The organism is Pseudomonas sp. G5(2012) (genome assembly GCF_000408945.1).
GTDB classification, from domain to species: Bacteria; Pseudomonadota; Gammaproteobacteria; order Pseudomonadales; family Pseudomonadaceae; genus Aquipseudomonas; species Aquipseudomonas umsongensis.
The window spans coordinates 88,227-109,613 of the sequence record NZ_APIO01000006.1; the positions used below are offsets into that span (position 1 = coordinate 88,227).

Consider the following 21,387-nt stretch of genomic DNA (forward strand, 5'->3'; position numbering starts at 1 on the left):
GCGCGAATTCCAACTCATGAGGTCTTCCATGCAGGGTTCGAACAGCTCCTACGCAACCGAGACAACCGACAGCGCTCACACGGTGATCCTCAACCAGCGCACCAGTGCGCCAGGGCAAGACGAGCCGATTCTATTCCAGCAATCGTGCCTGGGACTGACCGACGATCGGACCCAGGTCGTGCTGCGCCGCTATTTCGAGCGCTACAGCCCGACCACCAGCAACTGGGTGGAATACATCCATCACGTGCCGATTGCCGAGTTTACCCAGTGGATCATGGCCAACGGCGATCTGCGTATCGAATGCTCGGAAGACCTGCCAGGCTCCACCCTCCAATCAGGAATCCCTTGATGAGAAAGCGCTTCTCGCTGCCGCTATTGGCCGCTGTAACCCTCGTCCTCTCGGCGTGCAGCAACAAAAAAGTCGCAACACCGGACACCTATTCAGGCTTTCTGAACGACTACAGCGCCTTGACCGAGCACCAGTCACCTTCAGGCCAACCGGTGCTGAGCTGGGTAAACCCCAAACTTGAGCTCGACCGCTACACCCAGGTTTATATCGAACCGAGCCAATACTACCCGCAGCCCAAACCCAGCGAGCGCCTGCCACAGACCACGCTCGGCGACACGACCTGGTACTACGATGCGGTGCTCAAGTTTGAGATGGGCAAGGTCTTGACCGTGGTCACCACCCCGGGGCCCAAGACCCTGATCGTGCGACCGTCAATCACCCGAGTGAGCGCCAGCACCCAGAGCCTGCGCTATTACGAATGGCTACCGATCACCCTGGTTGCAGCAGGCGTCAGCACCGCCACCGGGATCCGCGACCAGGACAGTGAAATTGCCACCGAGGTTGCCTTTCTCGATGGCGAGACCAGGACCCTTGTCGCCAAAGTGGTGCGCGTGGGCACGGGGATACCGCTGGAGAACGACAAGCAGGTCATCACCACGGCAAACATCAAGGGCGTGCTCGACGGCTGGGCCAGCGACCTGCGCAAGTCGTACCTGGCGATGCATAAATAAAAGGCTGCTTGCCAATCGGGATCCAATGGGGAAAATTGATTCAGGCAGGCAGTCAAAGCAATCTGGCAGGAATCCAAATGCAGGTTTCGACTGGCTGTTGCAAAGTGCAAGCATGCCAGTCACCGGCTTTTCCCCAGGAATGCACCCATGTCCAGCGCCAAAGCACTGCCAAAAAGATCACCGCTTGCCCGGCTCGCCCTGGCCATCTCCCTGAGCGTCCTCGGCCTGCCCATGTGCATGGACAATGCCCAGGCCCACGGCGGCCAAGCCGAAATGGTGCCGCTGCAGGCAGGCCTCGAGGAATTTGGCGCCACGGTCAAATGGGACGACTACTCGAACCTGTTCACCATTGCCAAGGACGGTGTCTACCTCAAGGTCAAGCCGGACAGCAAAGTGGCCATGCTCAACGGCAAGCGCATGGAGCTGACGGTGCCCGTGGTGTTCAAGGGCAAGACCGCCTTCATGTCCAAGGACTTCATCAACCAGGTGTTCCAGTCCGGCCTGGACACGACCTTTGTGGTAGAGACCCGTCCTAACCCGCTCAACCCCCTGAGTGCGGACGAAATCACCGCGGCGGTGGACATCGTCAAGCAATCGGAACACTACAAGCCGGGCTTTCGCTTCACCGAAGTCTCGGTCAAGGCGCCGCCGAAGGATCAGGTGTGGAACTTCGTCTACACCGGGCAAAACGTGACCCAGCCGCGCCAGGCCAATATCGTCGTGCTGGACGGCAAGCACGTGATCGAAGCGCTGGTGGATCTCGACGGCAAGGCGTTGCAATCCTGGAAGCCCATCGAAGGCGCCCATGGCATGGTGCTGCTGGATGATTTCGCCACGGTGCAAACCGCTGTCGAAACCAGCCCCGAATACGCGCAAGCCTTGGCCAAGCGCGGCATCAACGATGTGAAGAAAGTCGTCGCCACGCCGCTGACCGTCGGTTACTTCGACGGCAAGGACGGGCTGGCCCAGGACAAGCGCCTGCTGAAGATCGTCAGCTACCTCAATGTCGATGACGGCAACTACTGGGCGCATCCGATCGAGGGCCTGGTGGCGATTGTCGATCTGGAGCAGAAAAAACTGATCAAGATCGAAGACGAAGCGCTGGTTCCGGTCCCGATGAAACCGACGCCCTACGACGGACGCGGGCGCAAGGGCGTGGCGGTCAAGCCGCTGGAAATCATCGAACCCGAAGGCAAGAACTACACCATCACCGGCAATAGCATTCACTGGCAGAACTGGGACTTCCACGTTCGCCTCGATTCGCGGGTCGGCCCGATCCTGTCCACGGTCACCTACGACGACAAGGGCAAGAAGCGCAAGATCATGTACGAAGGCTCCCTGGGCGGGATGATCGTGCCTTACGGCGACCCGGATGTCGGCTGGTACTTCAAGGCATACCTGGATTCCGGCGACTACGGCATGGGCACCCTGACCTCGCCTATCGCCCGTGGCAAAGACGCCCCGGAAAACGCCGTGCTGCTGGACGCCACCATCGCCGACTACACCGGCGCACCGACGTCGATTCCGCGCGCCATGGCGGTGTTCGAGCGCTATGCCGGCCCGGAATACAAACACCAGGAAATGGGCCAGCCCAACCTCAGCACCGAACGGCGTGAGCTGGTGGTGCGCTGGATCAGTACCGTCGGCAACTATGACTACATTTTCGACTGGGTCTTCCAGCAGAACGGCACCATCGGCATCGACGCCGGCGCCACCGGCATCGAAGCGGTCAAGGGTGTGAAATCCAAAACCATGCACGAAGAAACCGCCAAGGAAGACACGCGCTACGGCACCCTGCTCGATCACAACATCGTCGGCACCACGCACCAGCACATCTACAACTTCCGCCTGGACATGGACGTGGACGGCGAAAGCAACTCGCTGGTGGAAGTGAACCCCGTCGTACTGCCCAACGACCGTGGCGGGCCGCGCACCAGCACCATGCAGACCGAAACCCGCGTGGTCAGCACCGAACAACAGGCCGCGCAGAAGTTCGACCCCTCGACCGTGCGCCTGCTGAGCAACTTGAGCAAGGAAAACAAGGTCGGCAACCCGGTGTCGTACCAGCTGATTCCCTATGCCGGCGGCACGCACCCGGTGGCCAAGGGCGCCAACTTCGGCACGGACGAATGGCTGTACCACCGCCTGAGCTTCATGGACAAGCAGCTGTGGGTGACGCAATACAACCCTGAGGAAAAGTACCCGGAAGGCAAATACCCGAACCGCTCGGACAAGGACTCGGGACTGGGGCAATTCACCCAGGATAACCATTCCATCGAGAACACCGACGACGTGGTCTGGCTGACCACCGGCACCACCCACATCGCCCGGGCCGAAGAATGGCCGATCATGCCGACCGAGTGGGTGCATGTGCTGTTGAAACCGTGGAATTTCTTCGATGAAACGCCGACGCTGAATCTCAACTCGCCGAAATAACCAGGCAAGGCACAAAAACCTGTGGGAGCGGGCTGTGGCGAGGGGATTCATCCCCGCTGGGGCGCGAAGCGGCCCTTGAAAAAAAGGGACTGCTGCGCAGTCCAACGGGGATAAATCCCCTCGCCACAGATAAATCCCCTGGCCACAGCCTGGTTCCCACAGGGTTAATCAATGTTCATGAAAAACGATCACGCATGCCGCTTGCGATATTCTCCCGGCGCAATGCCGAAGCGCGATTTGAATGCCGTGGAAAAATAGCTCGAATCGGAAAAACCCCACGAATACCCCAGCACCGACAACTTCTGTTCCTTGCCCGATTGACGCAGGGTTTCGGCACACAGGTCCAACCGACGGTTCTTGATGTAGCGCGCCACCACCAGGCCTTTCTTGGCGAACATCCGGTACAACCCACGGGTCGACATGCCGACTTCCCGCGCCAGCCATTCCGGGCACAGCTCTTCGCAGCGGATGTGCTGGTCGATGACGCTCAGGGTCTTGCGGAAGGTGCGCTCGTGCGGATCCGTGCAATCGTCGCTCTGGCTGATGGCCGGGCGCAGCAGGCTGACAATCGCCTCCAGGGTCGCCTCGCTTTCCTGGCGACTGAGGTTCTGCTGGCGCGTGGCATCGAGGATCAAGCGGTGCGAAAGCATGGCGATGGGCGATGTCGCGGCAATCCGATGGCCGCACTTGACCTGGTTGAAGCGCAACGTCTGCTCCACCAGTTGGTACGGCAGGATAAGCGACAATTGTCGGGAGTTTTCGCTGTAGGTGAAGTCGCTGGGCCGCGCAGCATCGATCAACGTGATGTCCCCGGCGGACAGCTGGACCCTGTCGTCGCCCTGGGCCATGCCCGCGGTGCCATCGAGCTGGAACACCGCAAAGTACTTACCGTCCTCGCCCGCCGCGACTTCCTGCGGCGTGCGGTACAGCCGCGCCTGGCAGGCATCGACGAAGCTGAGCTTGAGGGCATCGCTGCGGTGTTCGCGAATCTGCCCGGCAAAGCCGGTTCCCAGGGGTTGGGCGTTGAAGGCGCCACAGATCTGGTTGATCTGGTGGATCCACTGATCGAACCCATCCTGGCGCTGTGCGGTTGTAGAAATCATGTCAGGCCTCACGCAGGCTTATTTTTATTGTCTACGTCAATCAACAGGTTCTCCTGAACAGCGACTCTCCCTGACCGTCGACGGGTTATTTCAACCCGCCAAACCGTCGATAAAAACTCTCGCCCACATCCGGTAGCGGTCCGTCGGCGGTTTCCAGTGCGCTGTTCAGCCATTCCTCGGCCTTGGCGTAGATCAAACGGTAAATGTTGCGGCACAACTGCCGGGCTGCTCGCCCTTCCCAGTCGCCGGGCAACAACTCGTCCGGCAATTGCGGGTCGCGCAGCAGCAGTTTTCGGTATTCGTGAATAAGCAGGATCCGCGCCAGGAAGCAGTCGGCTGGCTGCAGGTTTTCCTGTTCGCGCAGGGCTTGCCACAGCGGCCGGAACAGCTGGATGAATTCGCTGTAGTGGGTTGCAAGCTCCTCGATGTTCCAGCTCTCGCGCACTTGCAGGCGCAGGGCCTTGGAGGCGAGTACGTCTTGAGCGGTGGTTTCGAAGACGATGGTTTCTTCCTGGGCGCCGAGGTCCAGCAGCGTCGCGTTGACATCCGTGCGATCGCTGCGCGGACAGGCCAGCACCACCGGCGAAATCGCACCAAAACCTTGCCATTCCAGCTCTTCGCGCACTTGTTTGCGCTTGTCCTGGGTCAGTTGCGACAGCATCACCAGGCACCAGGAACCATCCCAGGCCGGCATGCTGGTGCTATAGACACGTTTGAACGCCTTGTCGAAACGCCGGCGACCGGTGCCGGTCAGGCTGTAGTAACTACGACGACCCACCTTTTCGGCGGTCAGCCAGCCTTCCTTGGTCAGGCGAAAAATCGAGGTGCGGATCAGCCGCTCGTTGATGCCGATCGGTTCGAGCAACTGGATCAGGCTGCCCAGCCAGACGGTCCCGCCGTGGGGTTCGATGGCATCACCGTACAGGGTGATGATCAAGGAACTGGCACGGATCGGTGTCTGCTCTTGAAAGCGTGTAATCAGATGGTTCAAGGGTATCAGGGACGACATGGGCGTACCGGGCTGAAAAAAGAAAAGGAATATACCGAAAACCTGCCTGTTAATCGCAAATCCCCTTGTGGGAGCGAGCCTGCTCGTAAAAGCGGTGTACCAGTCACCATCAATATTGAATGTCAGACCGCATTCGCGAGCAGGCTCGCTCCCACAGGGGGATTGTGTTCACAAGGTATTGCCTTTCGGTCGAAGGCCTCTGTCACTGATTCGCGGCCGCTCCGGCTCTGGCTCCGCCAACGGCTCGCACACCTGCATTTGCGTGAGGCAACGCTTGGCCAGCTCCTGATACTCACGAGTACCCGCCTGCTTCCACGCCACTTCCTGATCGCTAAGCATGCGTTTGACACTCGCCGGCGCGCCCATGACCAATGATTGCTCGGGGCATTCGAACCCGGCCTTGACGAACGCCGCCGCCGACACGAAAGACCGCGGGCCGATACGTGCGTTGTCCATCACCACCGCATTCATCCCCACCAGCGCGTCGGCGCCGATCCGGCAACCGTGCAGCACGGCACCGTGGCCGATGTGGCCATTGCGCTCGACCACGGTGTCGCTGTCGGGGAAGCCGTGCATCACGCAGGTGTCCTGAATGTTGGCGCCCTCCTCCAGCACGATCCGCCCGAAATCACCGCGCAGGCTGGCCAGCGGCCCTACATAACAGTGGGGGCCAATGATCACGTCACCGATCAACACGGCGGACGGATGCACATAGGCGCTCGGGTCAACCACCGGGGTCAGGCCATCAAGGCTGTAGCAGGTCATGGGAGGTTCCTTGGCAAAGCGATGCAAATATTGACTTATTTTGTATCACATCGCTTTTACCAGCACAAAGACTAAAAAGCGTATCACTTGATAGCGGCGTTCCAACGGGGTGCATTTCAATCGCCACAGCCCGCGACAGCACCAATAAAATCAATGCTCATAGCGTAATTTTCTGCTTCATGCAGACCACCTTCAGAAATCATAAATCTGACAATAGGACACATTAATTCGTTTTTTATGTTGATTTTACGTATCACATTATAGGTATACTCCGGCAAAACCGGCCCCTGCGGCCGATCCAATAACAAGCCGGCCTCAGCGCCGAGCGTTCACCGTGAGGGCATCCGCCATGCCTCAAACCCTTGCCGTCGAATTCATCGAGCCTGGCGTACGCCTGATTACCCTGCAGCGCCCACAAGCGCTGAACGCTCTGAACACCCAGCTGCTGGGTGAGCTGGCTGATGAGTTGAGCATCGCCCAAGCCGACCCCAAGACCCGTGCCGTGGTCATGACCGGCAGCCGCAAGGCCTTCGCCGCCGGTGCCGACATCAAGGAAATGGCCGAGCGCGATCTGGTCGGCATCCTCGATGACCCGCGCCAGGCCTCATGGCAAGCCATCACCCGCTTCAACAAACCGCTGATCGCCGCCGTCAACGGCTTCGCCCTCGGCGGCGGCTGCGAACTGGCCATGCACGCCGACATCATCATTGCCGGCGAAGATGCGCGCTTCGGCCAGCCGGAAATCAACCTCGGGATCATGCCCGGCGCGGGTGGCACCCAACGCCTGCTGCGCGCCGTCGGCAAATCCATGGCCATGCAGATGGTCCTGAGCGGCGAGCCGATTGACGCTCGCCAGGCCCAGCGCGCCGGCCTGGTCAGCGAAGTCACCCAGCCTGAATTCACTGTCGATCGCGCTCTGCAGGTTGCCCGCCAGATCGCCGCCAAGGCACCGCTGGCGGTACGCCTGGCCAAGGAAGCGCTGCTCAAGGCCATGGACACCGACCTCGCCAGCGGCCTGCGCTTCGAGCGTCACGCCTTCACCGTGCTGGCCGGCACCCGCGACCGCGACGAAGGCATTGCCGCCTTCCAGGAAAAACGCACGCCGACTTTCACCGGCCAGTAATCCATGAATTCGTACGACCTCTTAGAGAGCGCCAAGACCATGAACTTCGAACACATCCTGTTTTCCATCGAGGCCGGCGTCGCCCTGCTCAGCCTCAATCGCCCGGATCAGCTCAACAGCTTCAACACCCAGATGCATGGCGAAGTGAAGGAGGCGCTCAAGCAGGTGCGGCAGAACCCCGACGTGCGCGTGCTGCTGCTGACCGGCGAAGGCCGTGGCTTCTGCGCAGGACAAGACCTGAGCGACCGCAATGTCGCACCAGGCAGTGCCGTACCGGACCTGGGCGAGTCCATCGAGAAGTTCTACAACCCGCTGATCCGCCAACTGCGTGACTTGCCGATGCCGGTGATTTGCGCGGTCAACGGCGTGGCCGCTGGCGCTGGCGCCAACATCCCACTCGCTTGCGACCTGGTGCTGGCAGCGCGCTCGGCCAGCTTCATCCAGGCCTTTTGCAAGATCGGCCTGATCCCTGATTCCGGGGGTACCTGGACCCTGCCGCGCCTGGTCGGCATGGCCCGAGCCAAGGCACTGGCCCTGCTCGGCAATCGCCTGAGCGCCGAACAGGCCGAGCAATGGGGGCTGATCTACCGCTGCGTGGAAGACGCCGAACTGCGCGACGAAGCGTTGAAACTGGCGCAACACCTGGCCACCCAGCCGACCTACGGCCTGGCGCTGATCAAACGCAGCCTGAACGCCAGCATGAGCAACAGCTTTGATGAACAGCTGGAACTGGAGCGTGACCTGCAACGCCTGGCCGGGCGCAGCGAGGATTACCGCGAAGGCGTCGGCGCCTTCATGGAAAAACGCACCCCAAGCTTCAAGGGACGTTGAGTCATGAGCGCATTGAACACTTCTGCACGCATCGCCGTGATCGGCGCCGGTGCCATGGGCGCCGGCATTGCCCAGGTAGCCGCACAGGCCGGGCATTCGGTGTTGCTGCTGGACAATCGCCCCGGCGCTGCGGCCCAGGCCATTGAAGGCATCGACCGGCAACTGGGCAAACGGGTCGAGAACGGCAAGCTGCCCGCCGAGTCGCGCAGCGCAACCATCGCCCGCCTGCAGGCCGTGGAAGCCATCGAAGCCCTGGCCGATTGCGATTTGATCATCGAGGCCATCGTCGAGAACCTCGAGGTCAAGCGCGCGTTGTTCCGCCAGCTGGAAGGCATCTGCAGCGCGCAGTGCATCCTGGCGAGCAACACTTCGTCGCTGTCGATCACCAGCATTGCCGCGCAGCTGCAACGCCCGCAACGCCTGCTCGGCCTGCACTTCTTCAACCCGGCACCCGTCATGGCGCTGGTGGAAATCGTCTCGGGCCTGGCCAGCGATCCGGGTTTGGCCGAGTGCCTGTACGACACCGCCAAGGCCTGGGGCAAAAAACCGGTGCACACCCGCTCCACGCCGGGTTTCATCGTCAACCGCGTGGCCCGGCCTTTCTACGCCGAAAGCCTGCGCCTGCTGCAGGAAGGCACCGCCGATTGCCCAACCCTGGATGCGCTGATGCGCGAGGCCGGGGGCTTTGCCATGGGCGCCTTCGAGCTCACCGACCTGATCGGCCATGACGTTAACTACGCCGTGACTTGCTCGGTGTTCGATGCCTATTACCAGGACACGCGCTTCCAGCCGTCGCTGATCCAGAAAGAGCTGGTAGACGGTGGACGACTGGGGCGCAAGAGCGGACAGGGTTTCTACGCTTACGCCCAAGGCGCCGAGCGCCCGCAAGCGGCTGAAATCAGCAGTGCGGCGACCGTCGATGTTTGCGCTGTCGAGGGTGACCTGGGGTTCGCCCAAGGCCTGCTCGGGCGCCTGCAAGAGCAAGGCGTTGAAGTCCTCCAGCGAGATGGCCGCGGTTTGCTGCGCGTAGGTGATGCCGTGCTGGCCCTGAGCGACGGACGCATGGCCTGTCAGCGAGCCCGGGAAGACGGGTTGCGTAACCTGATTCTGCTGGATCTGGCGTTCGACTATGCCAAGGCCCAACGTATCGCTATCAGCCATGCAGCCGGCATTGATCCGCTGGCACTCGAACAAGGCGTTGCACTGCTGCAACGGGCCGGGCTCAAGGTCAGCCTGCTCAGCGACAGCCCGGCCCTCGCCGTCCTGCGCACCGTGGCGATGCTCGCCAACGAGGCCGCCGACGCCTTGTTGCAAGGCGTGGCCTCGGCCGCCGACATCGATCTGGCGATGCGCGCCGGGGTCAATTATCCCCAAGGCCCGCTGGCCTGGGCCGATGCCGTGGGTCTGCCGCACATCCTCAATACGCTGGACAACCTGCAAGCCGCTTATGGCGAAGAACGCTACCGGCCATCGTTGCTGCTGCGCCGCCGCGTAGCCGAAGGGAGAAACTTCCATGACTAACCACGAAGCGATGAACCTGGCCAGCGACTGCGCGCAAGCGTTGTTCCAGCGCGACAACGCCAGCCAGGCCATGGGCATGCGCCTGCTGTCCGCCGGCCCAGGCTCCGCTCGCGTGGGCATGACCGTGCGCGAAGACATGGTCCAGGGCCACGGCACCTGCCACGGCGGCTACCTGTTCGCCCTCGCCGACTCGGCATTTGCCTTTGCCTGCAACAGCTACAACGAAGCCACCGTGGCCATCGGCTGCAGCATCGACTACATCGCCCCGGCGCGCCTGGGCGACACGCTCAATGCCGACTGCATCGAGCAAAGCCGCTCCGGGCGCACCGGCAACTACGACGTACGCATTGAAAACCAGCAGGGCCAGTTGATCGCCCTGTTCCACGGCAAGTCCTACAAAGTGCGCGGCCCGGTGCTGGCGCAGGAGACCCCCAATGAATGACGCCCTGATCATCGACGCCGTTCGCACCCCGATCGGCCGCTACGCCGGAGTGCTGAGCAGCGTGCGTGCCGACGACCTCGGCGCGGTGCCACTGCGCGAACTGCTGCGTCGCCACCCGCAAGTGGACTGGAACACGGTGGACGATGTGATCTACGGCTGCGCCAACCAGGCCGGCGAAGACAACCGCAACGTCGCACGCATGTCGGCACTGCTGGCCGGGTTGCCGGTCAGCGTACCCGGCACCACCCTCAATCGCCTGTGCGGCTCCGGGCTGGATGCGGTCGGCACCGCAGCGCGGGCGATTCGCAGTGGCGAAACCGGGTTGATGCTGGTCGGCGGCGTTGAATCGATGTCCCGCGCCCCACTGGTGATGGGCAAGGCCGAACAGGCGTTTTCCCGTGCGGCCGAGATGTTCGACACCACCATCGGCTGGCGTTTCGTCAATCCGCTGATGAAAAAGACGTACGGAATCGACTCCATGCCGGAAACGGCAGAGAACGTTGCCGAACAGTTCAATATCTCCCGCGCCGATCAGGACGCCTTCGCCCTGCGCAGCCAGCAACGCGCCGCCGCTGCCCAGGCCAACGGACGCCTGGCGAAAGAAATCGTCGCGGTGGAAATTCCCCAGCGCAAAGGCCCGGCCAAAGTGGTCGAGCACGACGAGCACCCACGCGGCGACACCACCCTTGAGCAGTTGGCCAAACTGGGCACGCCGTTCCGTGAAGGCGGCAGCATCACCGCCGGCAATGCCTCGGGCGTCAACGACGGTGCCTGCGCGCTGCTGCTGGCCAGCCCCGAAATGGCCAAACGCCACGGCCTGATCGCTCGTGGCCGGGTGGTGGCGATGGCGACCGCTGGCGTCGAGCCGCGCATCATGGGTATCGGTCCGGTCCCGGCCACCCGCAAGGTGCTGGAGGTTGCAAACCTGAGCCTGGCGGACATGGACGTGATCGAGCTCAACGAAGCCTTTGCCGCCCAGGGCCTGGCCGTCCTGCGCGAACTGGGCCTGAGCGACACCGACCCACGGGTCAACCCCAACGGCGGCGCCATCGCCCTGGGCCACCCGTTGGGCATGAGCGGCGCACGCCTGGTCACCACCGCCCTGCATGAACTGGAGGAGCGCAATGGCCGCTATGCCCTGTGCACCATGTGCATCGGCGTCGGCCAAGGGATCGCGCTGATCATCGAGCGTCTACCCCACTAAAGAATCGCGATTCCCGGGGAGCCGAGAGGTATCCTTGGGGCATGCACTCAAAGCCCCTGCCTGCAGGGACTGGACACAAAAACAATTCGAGTGAACACATGAACATGCCAATTGCCCGAGCCGTGCTAGATCCCGTGCTGGACCCGCTGGAAACCGCCAGCATCGACGAGCTGCGCCAACATCAGCTGGAGCGCCTGCGCTGGAGCCTGAACCACGCCTACAACAATGTGCCGCTATACCGTCAGCGTTTCGATGCCCTGGGCGTGCACCCGGACGACATCAAGTCCCTCGACGACCTGGCGAAATTCCCCTTCACCACCAAGTCCGACCTGCGCGACAACTACCCCTACGGCATGTTTGCCGTGCCGATGCATGACATCGTGCGCCTGCACGCATCCAGCGGCACCACCGGCAAACCGACCGTGGTCGGCTACACCCAGAACGACATCGACACCTGGGCCAACGTAGTGGCGCGTTCGATTCGCGCAGCGGGTGGCCGACGTGGCGACAAGGTGCACATCTCCTACGGCTACGGCCTGTTCACCGGCGGCCTCGGTGCACACTACGGCGCCGAACGCCTGGGTTGCACGGTGATCCCGATGTCCGGCGGCCAGACCGAAAAACAAGTGCAGCTGATCAAGGATTTCCAGCCGGACATCATCATGGTCACGCCGTCCTACATGCTCAATATCGCCGACGAGATCGAGCGCCAGGGCATCGACCCGCACAAACTGGCCCTGCGCCTGGGCATCTTCGGCGCCGAGCCATGGACCGCCGAGCTGCGCAGCGCCATCGAGCAACGCCTGGGCATCACCGCGCTCGACATCTACGGCCTCTCGGAAATCATGGGGCCCGGTGTCGCCATGGAATGCGCCGAGACCAAGGACGGCCCGACCATCTGGGAAGACCACTTCTACCCGGAAATCATCGACCCGGTCACCGGCGAAGTGCTGCCGGACGGGCAGATGGGCGAACTGGTGTTCACGTCCCTGAGCAAAGAAGCGCTGCCGATGATCCGCTATCGCACCCGCGACCTGACGCGCCTGCTGCCGGGCACTGCGCGGCCGATGCGGCGGATCGACAAGATCACCGGGCGCAGCGACGACATGCTTATCATCCGCGGGGTCAACGTGTTCCCGACGCAGATCGAGGAGCAAGTACTGAAAATCAAACAGCTTTCCGAGTGCTACGAGATCCATCTGTATCGCAACGGCAACCTGGACAGCGTTGATGTGCATGTCGAGTTGAAGGCCGAGCACCAGCACCTGAGCGAAGAACAGCAAAAGGCCGTTTGCGGGGAGCTCGGCAAACACATCAAGACCTACATCGGGATCAGTTCGCGAATCGTCCTGCAGCCTTTCCATTCGATCAAGCGATCCGAGGGCAAAGCCTGCCACGTCGTCGATAAACGCCCTAAAGCATGACTGCTGCACCCCTTTAAGCCCCGCTGATGCGGGGCTTTTTTTTGCCCCTTCACCGCCCTGCATGCACCTGTGGGAGCGAGCCTCTGTGGCGAGGGGATTTATCCCCGTTGGACTGCGCAGCAGTCCCATTCTCCTGGGCCGCTCCGCGACCAACGGGGATAAATCCCCTCGCCACAGAGGCTCACCCCAAAAAACCAACCTTTCATCCCAAAGCGATACAAAAACAAATACGACACGTCATTTTCTGTTTGATATTAATTTCTGTATCGCTTATAAAGTTCTCCATGCCCTCGAACAGATTCACGGCGGGAGACCCCCATGTACGCACAGCTCGTAGAAACAGGCGTAAAGCGCATCAAAGACCTCTCGGAGATGTCCGATGAGGAGCGTGCCTTCCAGGAAAAAATCGATTCAGAAATCAAGATCGAAGCCAAGAACTGGATGCCAGATGCCTACCGGCAAACCCTTATCCGGCAAATTTCCCAGCACGCCCACTCGGAAATCGTCGGCATGCTCCCGGAAGGCAACTGGGTCACCCGCGCGCCGACGCTCAAACGCAAATTGCAATTGATGGCCAAGATCCAGGACGAAGCCGGTCACGGCCTGTACCTGTACAGCGCCATGGAAACCCTGGGGGCCGACCGAGATGAAGAGATCGCCAAGCTGCACAGCGGCAAGGCCAAGTACTCGAGCATCTTCAATTACCCGACGCTGAACTGGGCCGACATGGGCGCAGTGGGCTGGCTGGTGGATGGCGCGGCGATCGTCAACCAGGTGGTGCTGCAGCGCACCTCCTACGGCCCCTATTCCCGGGCGATGATCCGCATCTGCAAGGAAGAGAGTTTCCACCAGCGCCAGGGCTACGAAATCCTCCTGACCATGATGCGTCACGGCACTCAGGCGCAAAAAGACATGGTCCAGGATGCGATCAACCGCCTGTGGTGGCCGTCGCTGATGATGTTCGGCCCAAGCGATGAACACTCGCCAAACAGCGCGCAATCCATGGCCTGGAAAATCAAGCGCCAGAGCAACGACGAACTGCGCCAGCGCTTCATCGACCAGACCATCCCGCAGCTGGAACTGCTGGGCTGCACCTGCCCCGACCCGGACTTGAAGTGGAACGCCGAGCGCGGTCACTACGACTTCGGCGAAATCCAGTGGGACGAATTCTACGAAGTGCTCAAGGGCAACGGCCCGTGCAACACCGAACGCGTCGCTACCCGCCGCAAGGCGATTGAAGACGGCGCCTGGGTTCGTGAAGCCGCCGTCGCCCACGCCCGCAAAAAACAAAACAAGAACGCCGCTTGATTGATCTTCGGCGGCTTCCATGCCGCCAAAAGATCGCAGGCTGCGCCAGCTCCTACAGGAGCCGGTGATCCCATGTAGGAGCTGCCGAAGGCTGCGATCTTTTGATCTTCAGCCCCGTCAGCAAAAAACCGAACAGATGTGGAGTAACTGAAATGTCCGAATGGACCCTCTTCGAAGTCTTCGTGCGCAGCAAGCACGGCCTCAACCACAAGCACGTCGGCAGCGTGCATGCCGCCGACACCACCATGGCGATCGAGAACGCCCGCGAGCTGTACACCCGCCGTAGCGAAGGCGTGAGCCTGTGGGTCGTGCCCTCAAAGCTGATCACCGCCTCATCGCCGGATGAGAAAGACCCGCTGTTCGATCCGTCGGACGACAAGGTTTACCGCCATGCCAGCTTCTACGAGCTGCCGGCCGAAGTCGGGCACATGTGAGGTCGACCATGAATAACAAGACCGATCTGATCGAATACCTGCTGCGCCTGGGCGACAGCGCCCTGATCCAGGGCCAGCGCCTGTGCCAGTGGTGCGGCAAGGCCCCGGCGCTGGAAGAAGAGCTGGCACTGATGAACGTCGGCCTCGACTTGGTGGGCCAGGCCCGCAACTGGCTGGACTACGCCGCCGAGTTGCTGGACGACGGCCGCGACGCCGACGACCTGGCGTTCCGCCGCGACGAGCGCGCCTATCGCAACCTGCTGCTGGTGGAACAACCTAACGGCGATTACGCGGTAACCCTCCTCAAGCAGTTCCTGTATGACGCCTGGCACCTGCCGGTCCTCCAGGGCCTGAGCCAGTCCAGCGATGAGCGCATTGCCGGGATCGCCGCCAAAGCGGTCAAGGAAGTCACCTATCACCTGCGCCGCTCCGGCGAGTGGGTCGAGCGTCTGGGTGACGGCACCGAGGAAAGCCACCAGCGCATGCTCACGGCCATTCCCGAGGTCTGGCGTTTTACCGTTGAATTGATCGCCGCCGATGACAGCGAACAGCGCCTGTGCGAAGCCGGTATCACCCCGGACATCGCCAGCGTGAGGGCGCAGTGGCAAGCCAAGGTCAACGACATTTTCGCCAGCGCCACCCTGCCCGTGCCGGCAGCACCGAGCTATTTCTACCTGAATGCGCGCAAGGGCCTGCACACCGAGCACCTGGGCATCCTGCTGGCCGAAATGCAGTTCCTGCCACGAGCGTACCCCGATGCAACCTGGTGAGTTGATCGCCAGCGACCAGGGCGCCCGGCCGGTACAACCGAGCGACTTAACCGCCGCCTGGGCGATCCTGGCCGAGGTCATGGACCCGGAAGTCCCGGTGGTCAGCGTGGTGGACCTGGGGATCGTCCGCGATCTCGACTGGCAAGCCGGGCACTTGCATGTGGTGGTCACCCCGACCTATTCCGGATGCCCGGCGACCGAAGTGATCGAGGGTGATATCCGCCAGGCGCTGGAACAGGCCGGCTTCCAGGCACCGAACCTGGAGCGCCGCCTGACCCCGGCCTGGACCACCGACTGGATCACCGACAGCGGCCGCGAACGCCTGCGCGCCTACGGCATCGCACCACCTGAAGGCAGCACCAGCAAACGCAGCCTGCTCGGCGAAAGCCCGGTGATCGCCTGCCCGCAATGCGGCAGCGTCCACACCGAAGTGCTCAGCGAGTTTGGCTCCACCGCGTGCAAGGCGCTGTATCGCTGCGTCGATTGCCGGGAACCGTTCGACTATTTCAAGTGCATCTGAGCGGCGTCTGCCGTCCAGCTGGAGAACAACAATGAGCAAATTTCACAGCCTGACCATCAAGGATGTGCGCACCGAGACCCGTGACGCGGTGTCCATCGCCTTCGAGATTCCGCAGCACCTGCAGGACAGCTTTCATTACACCCAGGGCCAGCACCTGGTGATGCGCACCCAGCTGGACGGCGAGGAAGTGCGCCGCTCCTACTCGATCTGCACCGGCGTCAACGACGGTGAACTGCGGGTTGCTATCAAGCGCGTCGCAGGCGGTCGTTTTTCCGCGTTTGCCAACGAACAGCTTAAGGCCGGGCACAGCCTGGAAGTGATGCCGCCCGCCGGGCATTTCAGCGTGGAACTCGATCCCGCCCGCCACGGCAACTACCTGGCCGTCGCCGCCGGCAGCGGCATCACGCCGATCCTGTCGATCATCAAGACCACCCTGGAAACCGAGCCCCACAGCCGCGTCACCCTGCTGTACGGCAACCGCTCCAGCTCCGGTGCACTGTTTCGCGAACAGCTGGAAGACTTGAAGAACCGCTATCTGCAACGCCTGAACCTGATCTTCGTGTTCAGCCGCGAGCAGCAGGATGTCGACCTGTATAACGGCCGGATCAACGCCGAGAAATGCGAGCAGCTGTTCAGCCGCTGGCTCGATGTCGAAGCCCTCGATGCCGCCTTCATCTGCGGTCCGCAGGAAATGACCGAGACCGTGCGCGACAGCCTCAAGGCCAAGGGCATGGCGCCTGAGCGCATTCATTTCGAATTGTTCGCCGCCGCTGGCAGCCAGCAGAAACGCCAGGCCCGCGAAGCCGCCCGCCAGGTCGATGCGGCGGTCAGCCAGATCACCGTGATCAGCGATGGCCGTGCCCTGGCCTTCGACCTGCCGCGCAACAGCCAGAGCATCCTCGATGCCGGCAACGCCCAGGGCGCCGAACTGCCCTACTCGTGCAAGTCCGGTGTGTGCTCGACGTGCAAATGCAAGGTCATCGAAGGCGAAGTGGAAATGGACAGCAACCACGCCCTGGAAGACTACGAAGTGGCCGCCGGCTATGTGCTGTCGTGCCAGGCCTTCCCGATCAGCGACAAGGTGGTGCTGGATTTCGATCAGCTCTGATATCCGATCTACCGGACTTACACAAAACCCTGTGGGAGCGGCGGTGCGACGATTCGACTTGCCCGCGAAGAGGCCATCAGATTCAACATTGATGTCGCCTGATATTCCGTCTTCGCGGGCAAGCCCGCTCCCACAATGATCTGTGTTGTATCCCATAGCTGCGCCCACAACAAAAAAAAACAAAGGACACCACCATGAGCCCCCAAGACATAGAACTAATCCACCAGCACCCCCACTTCATCCAGCTGGTACGCCGCAAGCAGGCGCTGTACTGGTCCCTGTCGCTGATCATGCTGGTGATCTATTTCGGCTTTGTCCTGCTGGTGGCGTTCTCCCCCTCCACCCTCGGCCAGTCCCTGAGTGGCGGCGTGACCACCGTGGGCATGCTGGTGGGTGTGGTGATCGTGGTGCTGGCCTTTGCCTTGACCGGTTTCTACGTCTATCGCGCCAACAACGTGATCGACCCGCTGAATGAAAAACTCAAGCAGGAGTGCGCCCGATGAGCCGTCTTCTTGCGTTGTTCCTGTTGCCGCTGGCGCTGGTCACCGATCTTGCGGTAGCCGCCGAGGGCGCGTCCCGTCCACTGAACTGGAACGCCATCGGCATGTTCATGCTGTTCGTCCTGTTCACCCTCGGTGTGACGCGCTGGGCCGCGTTGCGCACCCGCTCGGCCAGTGACTTCTACACCGCTGGCGGCGGCATGACCGGCTTCCAGAACGGCCTGGCGATTGCCGGCGACATGATCTCGGCAGCATCCTTCCTCGGCATTTCCGCGATGATGTTCCTTAACGGCTACGACGGTTTGCTCTATGCATTGGGCGTCCTGGCCGGCTGGCCGATCATCCTGTTCCTGATCGCCGAACGCCTGCGCAACCTCGGTAAATACACCTTCGCCGACGTGGTCTCCTATCGCCTGGAACAGACGCCCGTGCGCCTGACGTCGGCCTTCGGCACCCTGACCGTGGCACTGATGTACCTGGTGGCGCAGATGGTCGGCGCCGGCAAGCTGATCGAATTGCTGTTCGGTATCGATTACCTCTACGCGGTGATGCTGGTCGGCGTGCTGATGGTGTTCTATGTCACCTTCGGCGGCATGCTCGCCACCACCTGGGTGCAGATCATCAAGGCGGTGATGCTGCTATTCGGTACCAGTTTCATGGCGTTCATGGTGCTCAAGCATTTCGGTTTCAGCACCGAAGCGATGTTCGCCGGTGCTACCGCCGTGCACGCCAAAGGCAGCGCGATCATGGCCCCCGGCGCCTTGCTGTCCAATCCGGTCGATGCCATTTCCCTGGGCCTGGGCATGATCTTCGGCACCGCCGGCCTGCCACATATCCTGATGCGTTTCTTCACCGTCAGCGATGCCAGGGAAGCACGTAAAAGCGTGTTCTACGCTACTGGTTTCATCGGCTACTTCTACTTGCTGCTGATCATCGTCGGCTTCGGTGCGATCGTCATGGTCGGCACCGATCCGGCGTACCGTGATACCAGCGGCGCGATCATCGGCGGCGGCAACATGGTCGCCGTGCATTTGGCCCAGGCTGTCGGCGGCAACCTGTTCCTTGGTTTCATTTCTGCGGTCGCCTTCGCCACCATCCTGGCAGTGGTCGCCGGGTTGGCGTTGTCCGGCGCTTCGGCGGTGTCCCACGACCTGTATGCCTGCGTGATGCGCAAGGGCCAGGCCAGCGAGCAGCAGGAAATGCGCGTATCGCGAATCGCCACCCTGTGCATCGGTGTGCTGGCGATCATCCTTGGCCTTTTGTTCGAATCGCAGAACATTGCCTTCCTGTCCGGGCTGGTGCTGGCCATCGCGGCCTCGGTGAATTTCCCGGTGCTGTTCCTCTCGATGTACTGGAAAGGCCTGACCACCCGTGGCGCGGTCAGCGGCAGCCTGATGGGGCTGGTGTCGGCAATCGTCTTGCTGGTGCTGAGCCCGGCGGTGTGGGTCAACGTGCTGCATCACGACCAGGCACTGTTCCCCTATTCCAACCCCGCACTGTTTTCCATGAGCCTGGCCTTTTTCAGCGCCTGGCTGTTTTCCGTCACCGACCGTTCGCCACGTGCCGCCCTTGAGCGCGGCCGTTACCTGGCGCAGTTCATTCGTTCCATGACCGGCATCGGCGCTTCGGGCGCCAGCCAACACTAATTCTTAACTTGATGACCAAACCCGGAGCATTTGCAATGTCCCACGCCCCTACCCTGCAAAGTTTCATCGCCGGCCGCTGGATCGGCCAACAAGGCGCGCAAATCCTGCGCAGTGCCATCGACGGCCATGAAATCGCACGCACCCATGAAGAGCGTCCGGACTTCGCCGAAGCCATCGAACACGGCCGCCGCCAAGGCGTCAGCGGCCTGATGGCGCTGGACTTCCAGCAACGCGCCCAGCGTCTCAAGGCCCTGGCCCTGTACCTGGCCGAACGCAAGGAACAGCTCTACGCGATATCCCACCACAGCGGCGCGACCCGTGCCGACAGCTGGATCGACATCGAAGGCGGCAACAGCACGCTGTTCACCTATGCCAGCCTTGGCTCGCGTGAACTGCCATCGGGCAACGTCGTCCACGAAGGCCCGGCGCTGCAATTGAGCAAGATGGGCACCTTCGCCGGCACCCACATCCTGGTGCCACGCGGCGGTGTCGCGGTGCACGTCAACGCCTTCAACTTCCCAATCTGGGGCATGCTGGAAAAATTCGCGCCGAGCTTCCTCGCCGGCATGCCGTGCATCGTCAAGCCAGCCAGCGCCACCAGCTACCTGACCGAAGCCGTGGTGCGCCTGATGGACGACTCCGGCCTGCTCCCGGCGGGCAGCCTGCAGCTGATTATCGGCGGCACCGGTGACCTGCTCGATCGCCTGCAAGGCCAGGACGTGGTGACCTTCACCGGTTCCGCCGACACCGCGGCCAAGCTTCGGGTCAACCCGAACCTGATTCGCAATTCGGTGCCGTTCACTGCCGAAGCCGACTCGCTGAACTGCGCGATCCTCGCTCCGGACGTCACCCCGGATGACGAAGAGTTCGAGCTGTTCATCAAGGAAGTCGCCAGGGAGATGACCACCAAGGCCGGGCAGAAATGCACCGCCATCCGTCGCGCCATCGTCCCGGCCAAGCACATCGATGCAGTGGCCACGCGCTTGCGTGATCGCCTGGCCAAAGTGGTGGTTGGAGACCCGTCGGTGGAAGGCGTGCGCATGGGTGCGTTGGCGTCCCACGATCAGCAGAAAGACGTGGCCGAACGCCTGGAAATGCTGTTGCAGAGCAGCGACCTGCTGTTCGGCGCCCGCGACGGTTTCGAACCTCGCGGCGAGAACGTCGATAAGGGCGCGTTCTTCGCCCCGACCCTGTTGCAGGCCCGCGACCCGCACGCCGAAGGTGGCGCTCACGACATCGAAGCGTTCGGTCCAGTCAGCACCCTGATGGCTTACGACGATCTGGACGAAGCACTGGCCCTGGCCGCACGCGGCAAAGGCAGCCTGGTGGCAAGCCTGGTGACCAAGGATCCGCACATCGCCGCCAAAGCGATTCCAGTGGCCGCGGCCCTGCACGGCCGTCTGCTGGTACTTGACCGCAACTGCGCCGGTGAATCCACCGGTCACGGTTCGCCACTGCCACAACTCAAGCACGGCGGCCCGGGTCGTGCCGGCGGTGGTGAAGAACTCGGCGGCCTGCGTGCGGTGAAACACTACCTGCAACGCGCGGCGGTACAAGGCTCGCCGACCATGCTGGCAGCGGTCACCGGTGAATACGTACGCGGCGCCAAGGTCATCGAAACCGAAGTGCACCCATTCCGTCGCTATTTCCAGGACCTGCAGATCGGCGAGTCGCTGCTGACTCACCGTCGCACCGTCACCGAGGCGGACCTGGTGAACTTCGGTTGCCTGTCGGGCGACCACTTCTACATGCACTTCGACGACATCGCGGCCAAGGAATCGCAATTCGGCAAGCGCATCGCCCACGGCTACTTCGTGCTGTCGGCAGCAGCCGGCCTGTTCGTATCCCCTGGCGTCGGCCCGGTCCTGGCCAACTACGGCCTGGACACCCTGCGCTTCATCAACCCGGTCGGCATCGGCGACACCATCCAGGCGCGCCTGACCTGCAAACGCAAGATCGACCAGGGCAAGAAGAGCCCGCAAGGCGTTCCGCAAGGGGTGGTGGCGTGGGATGTGGAAGTGACCAACCAGCTCGGCGAGCTGGTGGCCAGTTATGACATTCTGACCCTCGTAGTCAAACGCGAAGACTGACCTGCCTCACCTGATCATTCCCACGCTCCGCGTCACTAGTGTCCGGTAAAAACCGAAGGGGGAGCTTGCTCCCCCTTGCTGTTGGCGGCCGTCAGTCATAATCGGATTTTTCAGACTCGATTTTGGCTCATGT

At 62.0% G+C, this 21,387-nt stretch carries 20 protein-coding genes; 17 read left to right on the forward strand and 3 right to left on the reverse strand.

Features of this window, described 5'->3' with window-relative positions:
• Positions 1–28: 28 nt before the first annotated feature.
• From PG5_RS02685 to tynA, 3 genes are all read left to right on the forward strand, one after another.
• The gene (locus PG5_RS02685; RefSeq protein ID WP_020795537.1) at positions 29–349 is read left to right on the forward strand and encodes a hypothetical protein; all 321 of its coding nucleotides are present in this window, start codon (positions 29–31) and stop codon (positions 347–349) included.
• Positions 349–1,020 (forward strand): DUF3313 domain-containing protein, encoded by a 672-nt coding sequence (locus PG5_RS02690; protein WP_020795538.1) that lies wholly within the window; start codon positions 349–351, stop codon positions 1,018–1,020. The genes PG5_RS02685 and PG5_RS02690 overlap by 1 nt, the downstream gene beginning before the upstream one ends.
• 147 nt (positions 1,021–1,167) lie before the next feature.
• Positions 1,168–3,456, forward strand: coding sequence for a primary-amine oxidase (gene tynA, locus PG5_RS02695; RefSeq protein ID WP_020795539.1), 2,289 nt, complete (start codon positions 1,168–1,170; stop codon positions 3,454–3,456).
• 188 nt (positions 3,457–3,644) lie between these two features.
• On the opposite strand, the gene feaR is transcribed toward tynA, so the two are convergent.
• The 3 genes from feaR to paaY form a co-directional block, all read right to left on the reverse strand.
• Positions 3,645–4,559, reverse strand: coding sequence for a transcriptional regulator FeaR (feaR, locus tag PG5_RS02700; RefSeq protein WP_020795540.1), 915 nt, complete (start codon positions 4,557–4,559; stop codon positions 3,645–3,647).
• A gap of 85 nt (positions 4,560–4,644) precedes the next feature.
• Positions 4,645–5,568, reverse strand: coding sequence for a phenylacetic acid degradation operon negative regulatory protein PaaX (paaX, locus tag PG5_RS02705; protein ID WP_020795541.1), 924 nt, complete (start codon positions 5,566–5,568; stop codon positions 4,645–4,647).
• A gap of 168 nt (positions 5,569–5,736) precedes the next feature.
• Entirely contained in the window at positions 5,737–6,333 is a 597-nt protein-coding gene (gene paaY / locus PG5_RS02710; protein ID WP_020795542.1) for a phenylacetic acid degradation protein PaaY, read from the reverse strand.
• 349 nt (positions 6,334–6,682) lie between these two features.
• Between paaY and paaF the strand changes: the two genes are divergently transcribed.
• The 14 genes from paaF to paaZ all read left to right on the forward strand — a co-directional run bounded on the left by paaF (position 6,683) and on the right by paaZ (position 21,254).
• Positions 6,683–7,456 (forward strand): 2,3-dehydroadipyl-CoA hydratase PaaF, encoded by a 774-nt coding sequence (paaF, locus tag PG5_RS02715; protein ID WP_020795544.1) that lies wholly within the window; start codon positions 6,683–6,685, stop codon positions 7,454–7,456.
• Positions 7,457–7,495: 39 nt separating this feature from the next.
• Positions 7,496–8,287: a 2-(1,2-epoxy-1,2-dihydrophenyl)acetyl-CoA isomerase PaaG gene (paaG, locus tag PG5_RS02720; RefSeq protein WP_020795545.1), complete on the forward strand. Its 792-nt coding sequence runs from the start codon at positions 7,496–7,498 to the stop codon at positions 8,285–8,287.
• A 3-nt stretch (positions 8,288–8,290) separates the two neighbouring features.
• Complete coding sequence (gene paaH, locus PG5_RS02725; protein ID WP_020795546.1) at positions 8,291–9,808, forward strand: 3-hydroxyacyl-CoA dehydrogenase PaaH; 1,518 nt, start codon at positions 8,291–8,293, stop codon at positions 9,806–9,808.
• A complete protein-coding gene (paaI, locus tag PG5_RS02730; protein WP_020795547.1) occupies positions 9,801–10,250 on the forward strand; it encodes a hydroxyphenylacetyl-CoA thioesterase PaaI in 450 nt (149 codons plus the stop codon). Before paaH ends, paaI begins: the two co-directional genes overlap by 8 nt.
• Entirely contained in the window at positions 10,243–11,454 is a 1,212-nt protein-coding gene (gene pcaF, locus PG5_RS02735) for a 3-oxoadipyl-CoA thiolase (RefSeq protein ID WP_020795548.1), read from the forward strand. Before paaI ends, pcaF begins: the two co-directional genes overlap by 8 nt.
• 98 nt (positions 11,455–11,552) lie before the next feature.
• Positions 11,553–12,878 carry a phenylacetate--CoA ligase PaaK gene (gene paaK / locus PG5_RS02740; protein ID WP_020795549.1) on the forward strand — a complete coding sequence of 442 codons (1,326 nt, stop codon included), beginning with the start codon at positions 11,553–11,555 and terminating at the stop codon, positions 12,876–12,878.
• Between the two features lie 318 nt (positions 12,879–13,196).
• Positions 13,197–14,186, forward strand: coding sequence for a 1,2-phenylacetyl-CoA epoxidase subunit PaaA (gene paaA / locus PG5_RS02745; RefSeq protein ID WP_020795550.1), 990 nt, complete (start codon positions 13,197–13,199; stop codon positions 14,184–14,186).
• Between the two features lie 152 nt (positions 14,187–14,338).
• Complete coding sequence (gene paaB / locus PG5_RS02750) at positions 14,339–14,620, forward strand: 1,2-phenylacetyl-CoA epoxidase subunit PaaB (protein WP_020795551.1); 282 nt, start codon at positions 14,339–14,341, stop codon at positions 14,618–14,620.
• An 8-nt stretch (positions 14,621–14,628) separates the two neighbouring features.
• Positions 14,629–15,390 carry a 1,2-phenylacetyl-CoA epoxidase subunit PaaC gene (gene paaC / locus PG5_RS02755; protein ID WP_020795552.1) on the forward strand — a complete coding sequence of 254 codons (762 nt, stop codon included), beginning with the start codon at positions 14,629–14,631 and terminating at the stop codon, positions 15,388–15,390.
• Positions 15,377–15,910, forward strand: a complete 534-nt coding sequence (gene paaD / locus PG5_RS02760) for a 1,2-phenylacetyl-CoA epoxidase subunit PaaD (protein WP_020795553.1) — start codon at positions 15,377–15,379, stop codon at positions 15,908–15,910. The genes paaC and paaD overlap by 14 nt, the downstream gene beginning before the upstream one ends.
• Before the next feature lie 31 nt (positions 15,911–15,941).
• Positions 15,942–17,018, forward strand: a complete 1,077-nt coding sequence (paaE, locus tag PG5_RS02765; RefSeq protein ID WP_020795554.1) for a 1,2-phenylacetyl-CoA epoxidase subunit PaaE — start codon at positions 15,942–15,944, stop codon at positions 17,016–17,018.
• A 194-nt stretch (positions 17,019–17,212) separates the two neighbouring features.
• Entirely contained in the window at positions 17,213–17,521 is a 309-nt protein-coding gene (locus tag PG5_RS02770; RefSeq protein WP_020795555.1) for a DUF485 domain-containing protein, read from the forward strand.
• On the forward strand, positions 17,518–19,164 hold the full coding sequence (locus PG5_RS02775; protein WP_020795556.1) for a cation acetate symporter: 1,647 nt from the start codon (positions 17,518–17,520) through the stop codon (positions 19,162–19,164). Before PG5_RS02770 ends, PG5_RS02775 begins: the two co-directional genes overlap by 4 nt.
• A gap of 35 nt (positions 19,165–19,199) precedes the next feature.
• Complete coding sequence (gene paaZ / locus PG5_RS02780) at positions 19,200–21,254, forward strand: phenylacetic acid degradation bifunctional protein PaaZ (RefSeq protein ID WP_020795557.1); 2,055 nt, start codon at positions 19,200–19,202, stop codon at positions 21,252–21,254.
• Positions 21,255–21,387: the final 133 nt, after the last annotated feature.

Bases quoted from the DNA above. Each gene is read 5' to 3' on its own strand.
- PG5_RS02775 (WP_020795556.1), top strand. From the start codon at position 17,518: ATGAGCCGTCTTCTTGCGTTGTTCCTGTTGCCGCTGGCGCTGGTCACC.
- paaZ (WP_020795557.1), top strand. From the start codon at position 19,200: ATGTCCCACGCCCCTACCCTGCAAAGTTTCATCGCCGGCCGCTGGATC.
- PG5_RS02690 (WP_020795538.1), top strand. From the start codon at position 349: ATGAGAAAGCGCTTCTCGCTGCCGCTATTGGCCGCTGTAACCCTCGTC.
- paaC (WP_020795552.1), top strand. From the start codon at position 14,629: ATGAATAACAAGACCGATCTGATCGAATACCTGCTGCGCCTGGGCGAC.
- paaY (WP_020795542.1), bottom strand. From the start codon at position 6,333: ATGACCTGCTACAGCCTTGATGGCCTGACCCCGGTGGTTGACCCGAGC.
- paaA (WP_020795550.1), top strand. From the start codon at position 13,197: ATGTACGCACAGCTCGTAGAAACAGGCGTAAAGCGCATCAAAGACCTC.
- paaB (WP_020795551.1), top strand. From the start codon at position 14,339: ATGTCCGAATGGACCCTCTTCGAAGTCTTCGTGCGCAGCAAGCACGGC.
- feaR (WP_020795540.1), bottom strand. From the start codon at position 4,559: ATGATTTCTACAACCGCACAGCGCCAGGATGGGTTCGATCAGTGGATC.
- PG5_RS02770 (WP_020795555.1), top strand. From the start codon at position 17,213: ATGAGCCCCCAAGACATAGAACTAATCCACCAGCACCCCCACTTCATC.
- PG5_RS02685 (WP_020795537.1), top strand. From the start codon at position 29: ATGCAGGGTTCGAACAGCTCCTACGCAACCGAGACAACCGACAGCGCT.
- pcaF (WP_020795548.1), top strand. From the start codon at position 10,243: ATGAATGACGCCCTGATCATCGACGCCGTTCGCACCCCGATCGGCCGC.
- paaX (WP_020795541.1), bottom strand. From the start codon at position 5,568: ATGTCGTCCCTGATACCCTTGAACCATCTGATTACACGCTTTCAAGAG.
- paaK (WP_020795549.1), top strand. From the start codon at position 11,553: ATGAACATGCCAATTGCCCGAGCCGTGCTAGATCCCGTGCTGGACCCG.
- paaH (WP_020795546.1), top strand. From the start codon at position 8,291: ATGAGCGCATTGAACACTTCTGCACGCATCGCCGTGATCGGCGCCGGT.
- paaG (WP_020795545.1), top strand. From the start codon at position 7,496: ATGAACTTCGAACACATCCTGTTTTCCATCGAGGCCGGCGTCGCCCTG.
- paaE (WP_020795554.1), top strand. From the start codon at position 15,942: ATGAGCAAATTTCACAGCCTGACCATCAAGGATGTGCGCACCGAGACC.
- paaI (WP_020795547.1), top strand. From the start codon at position 9,801: ATGACTAACCACGAAGCGATGAACCTGGCCAGCGACTGCGCGCAAGCG.
- paaF (WP_020795544.1), top strand. From the start codon at position 6,683: ATGCCTCAAACCCTTGCCGTCGAATTCATCGAGCCTGGCGTACGCCTG.
- paaD (WP_020795553.1), top strand. From the start codon at position 15,377: ATGCAACCTGGTGAGTTGATCGCCAGCGACCAGGGCGCCCGGCCGGTA.
- tynA (WP_020795539.1), top strand. From the start codon at position 1,168: ATGTCCAGCGCCAAAGCACTGCCAAAAAGATCACCGCTTGCCCGGCTC.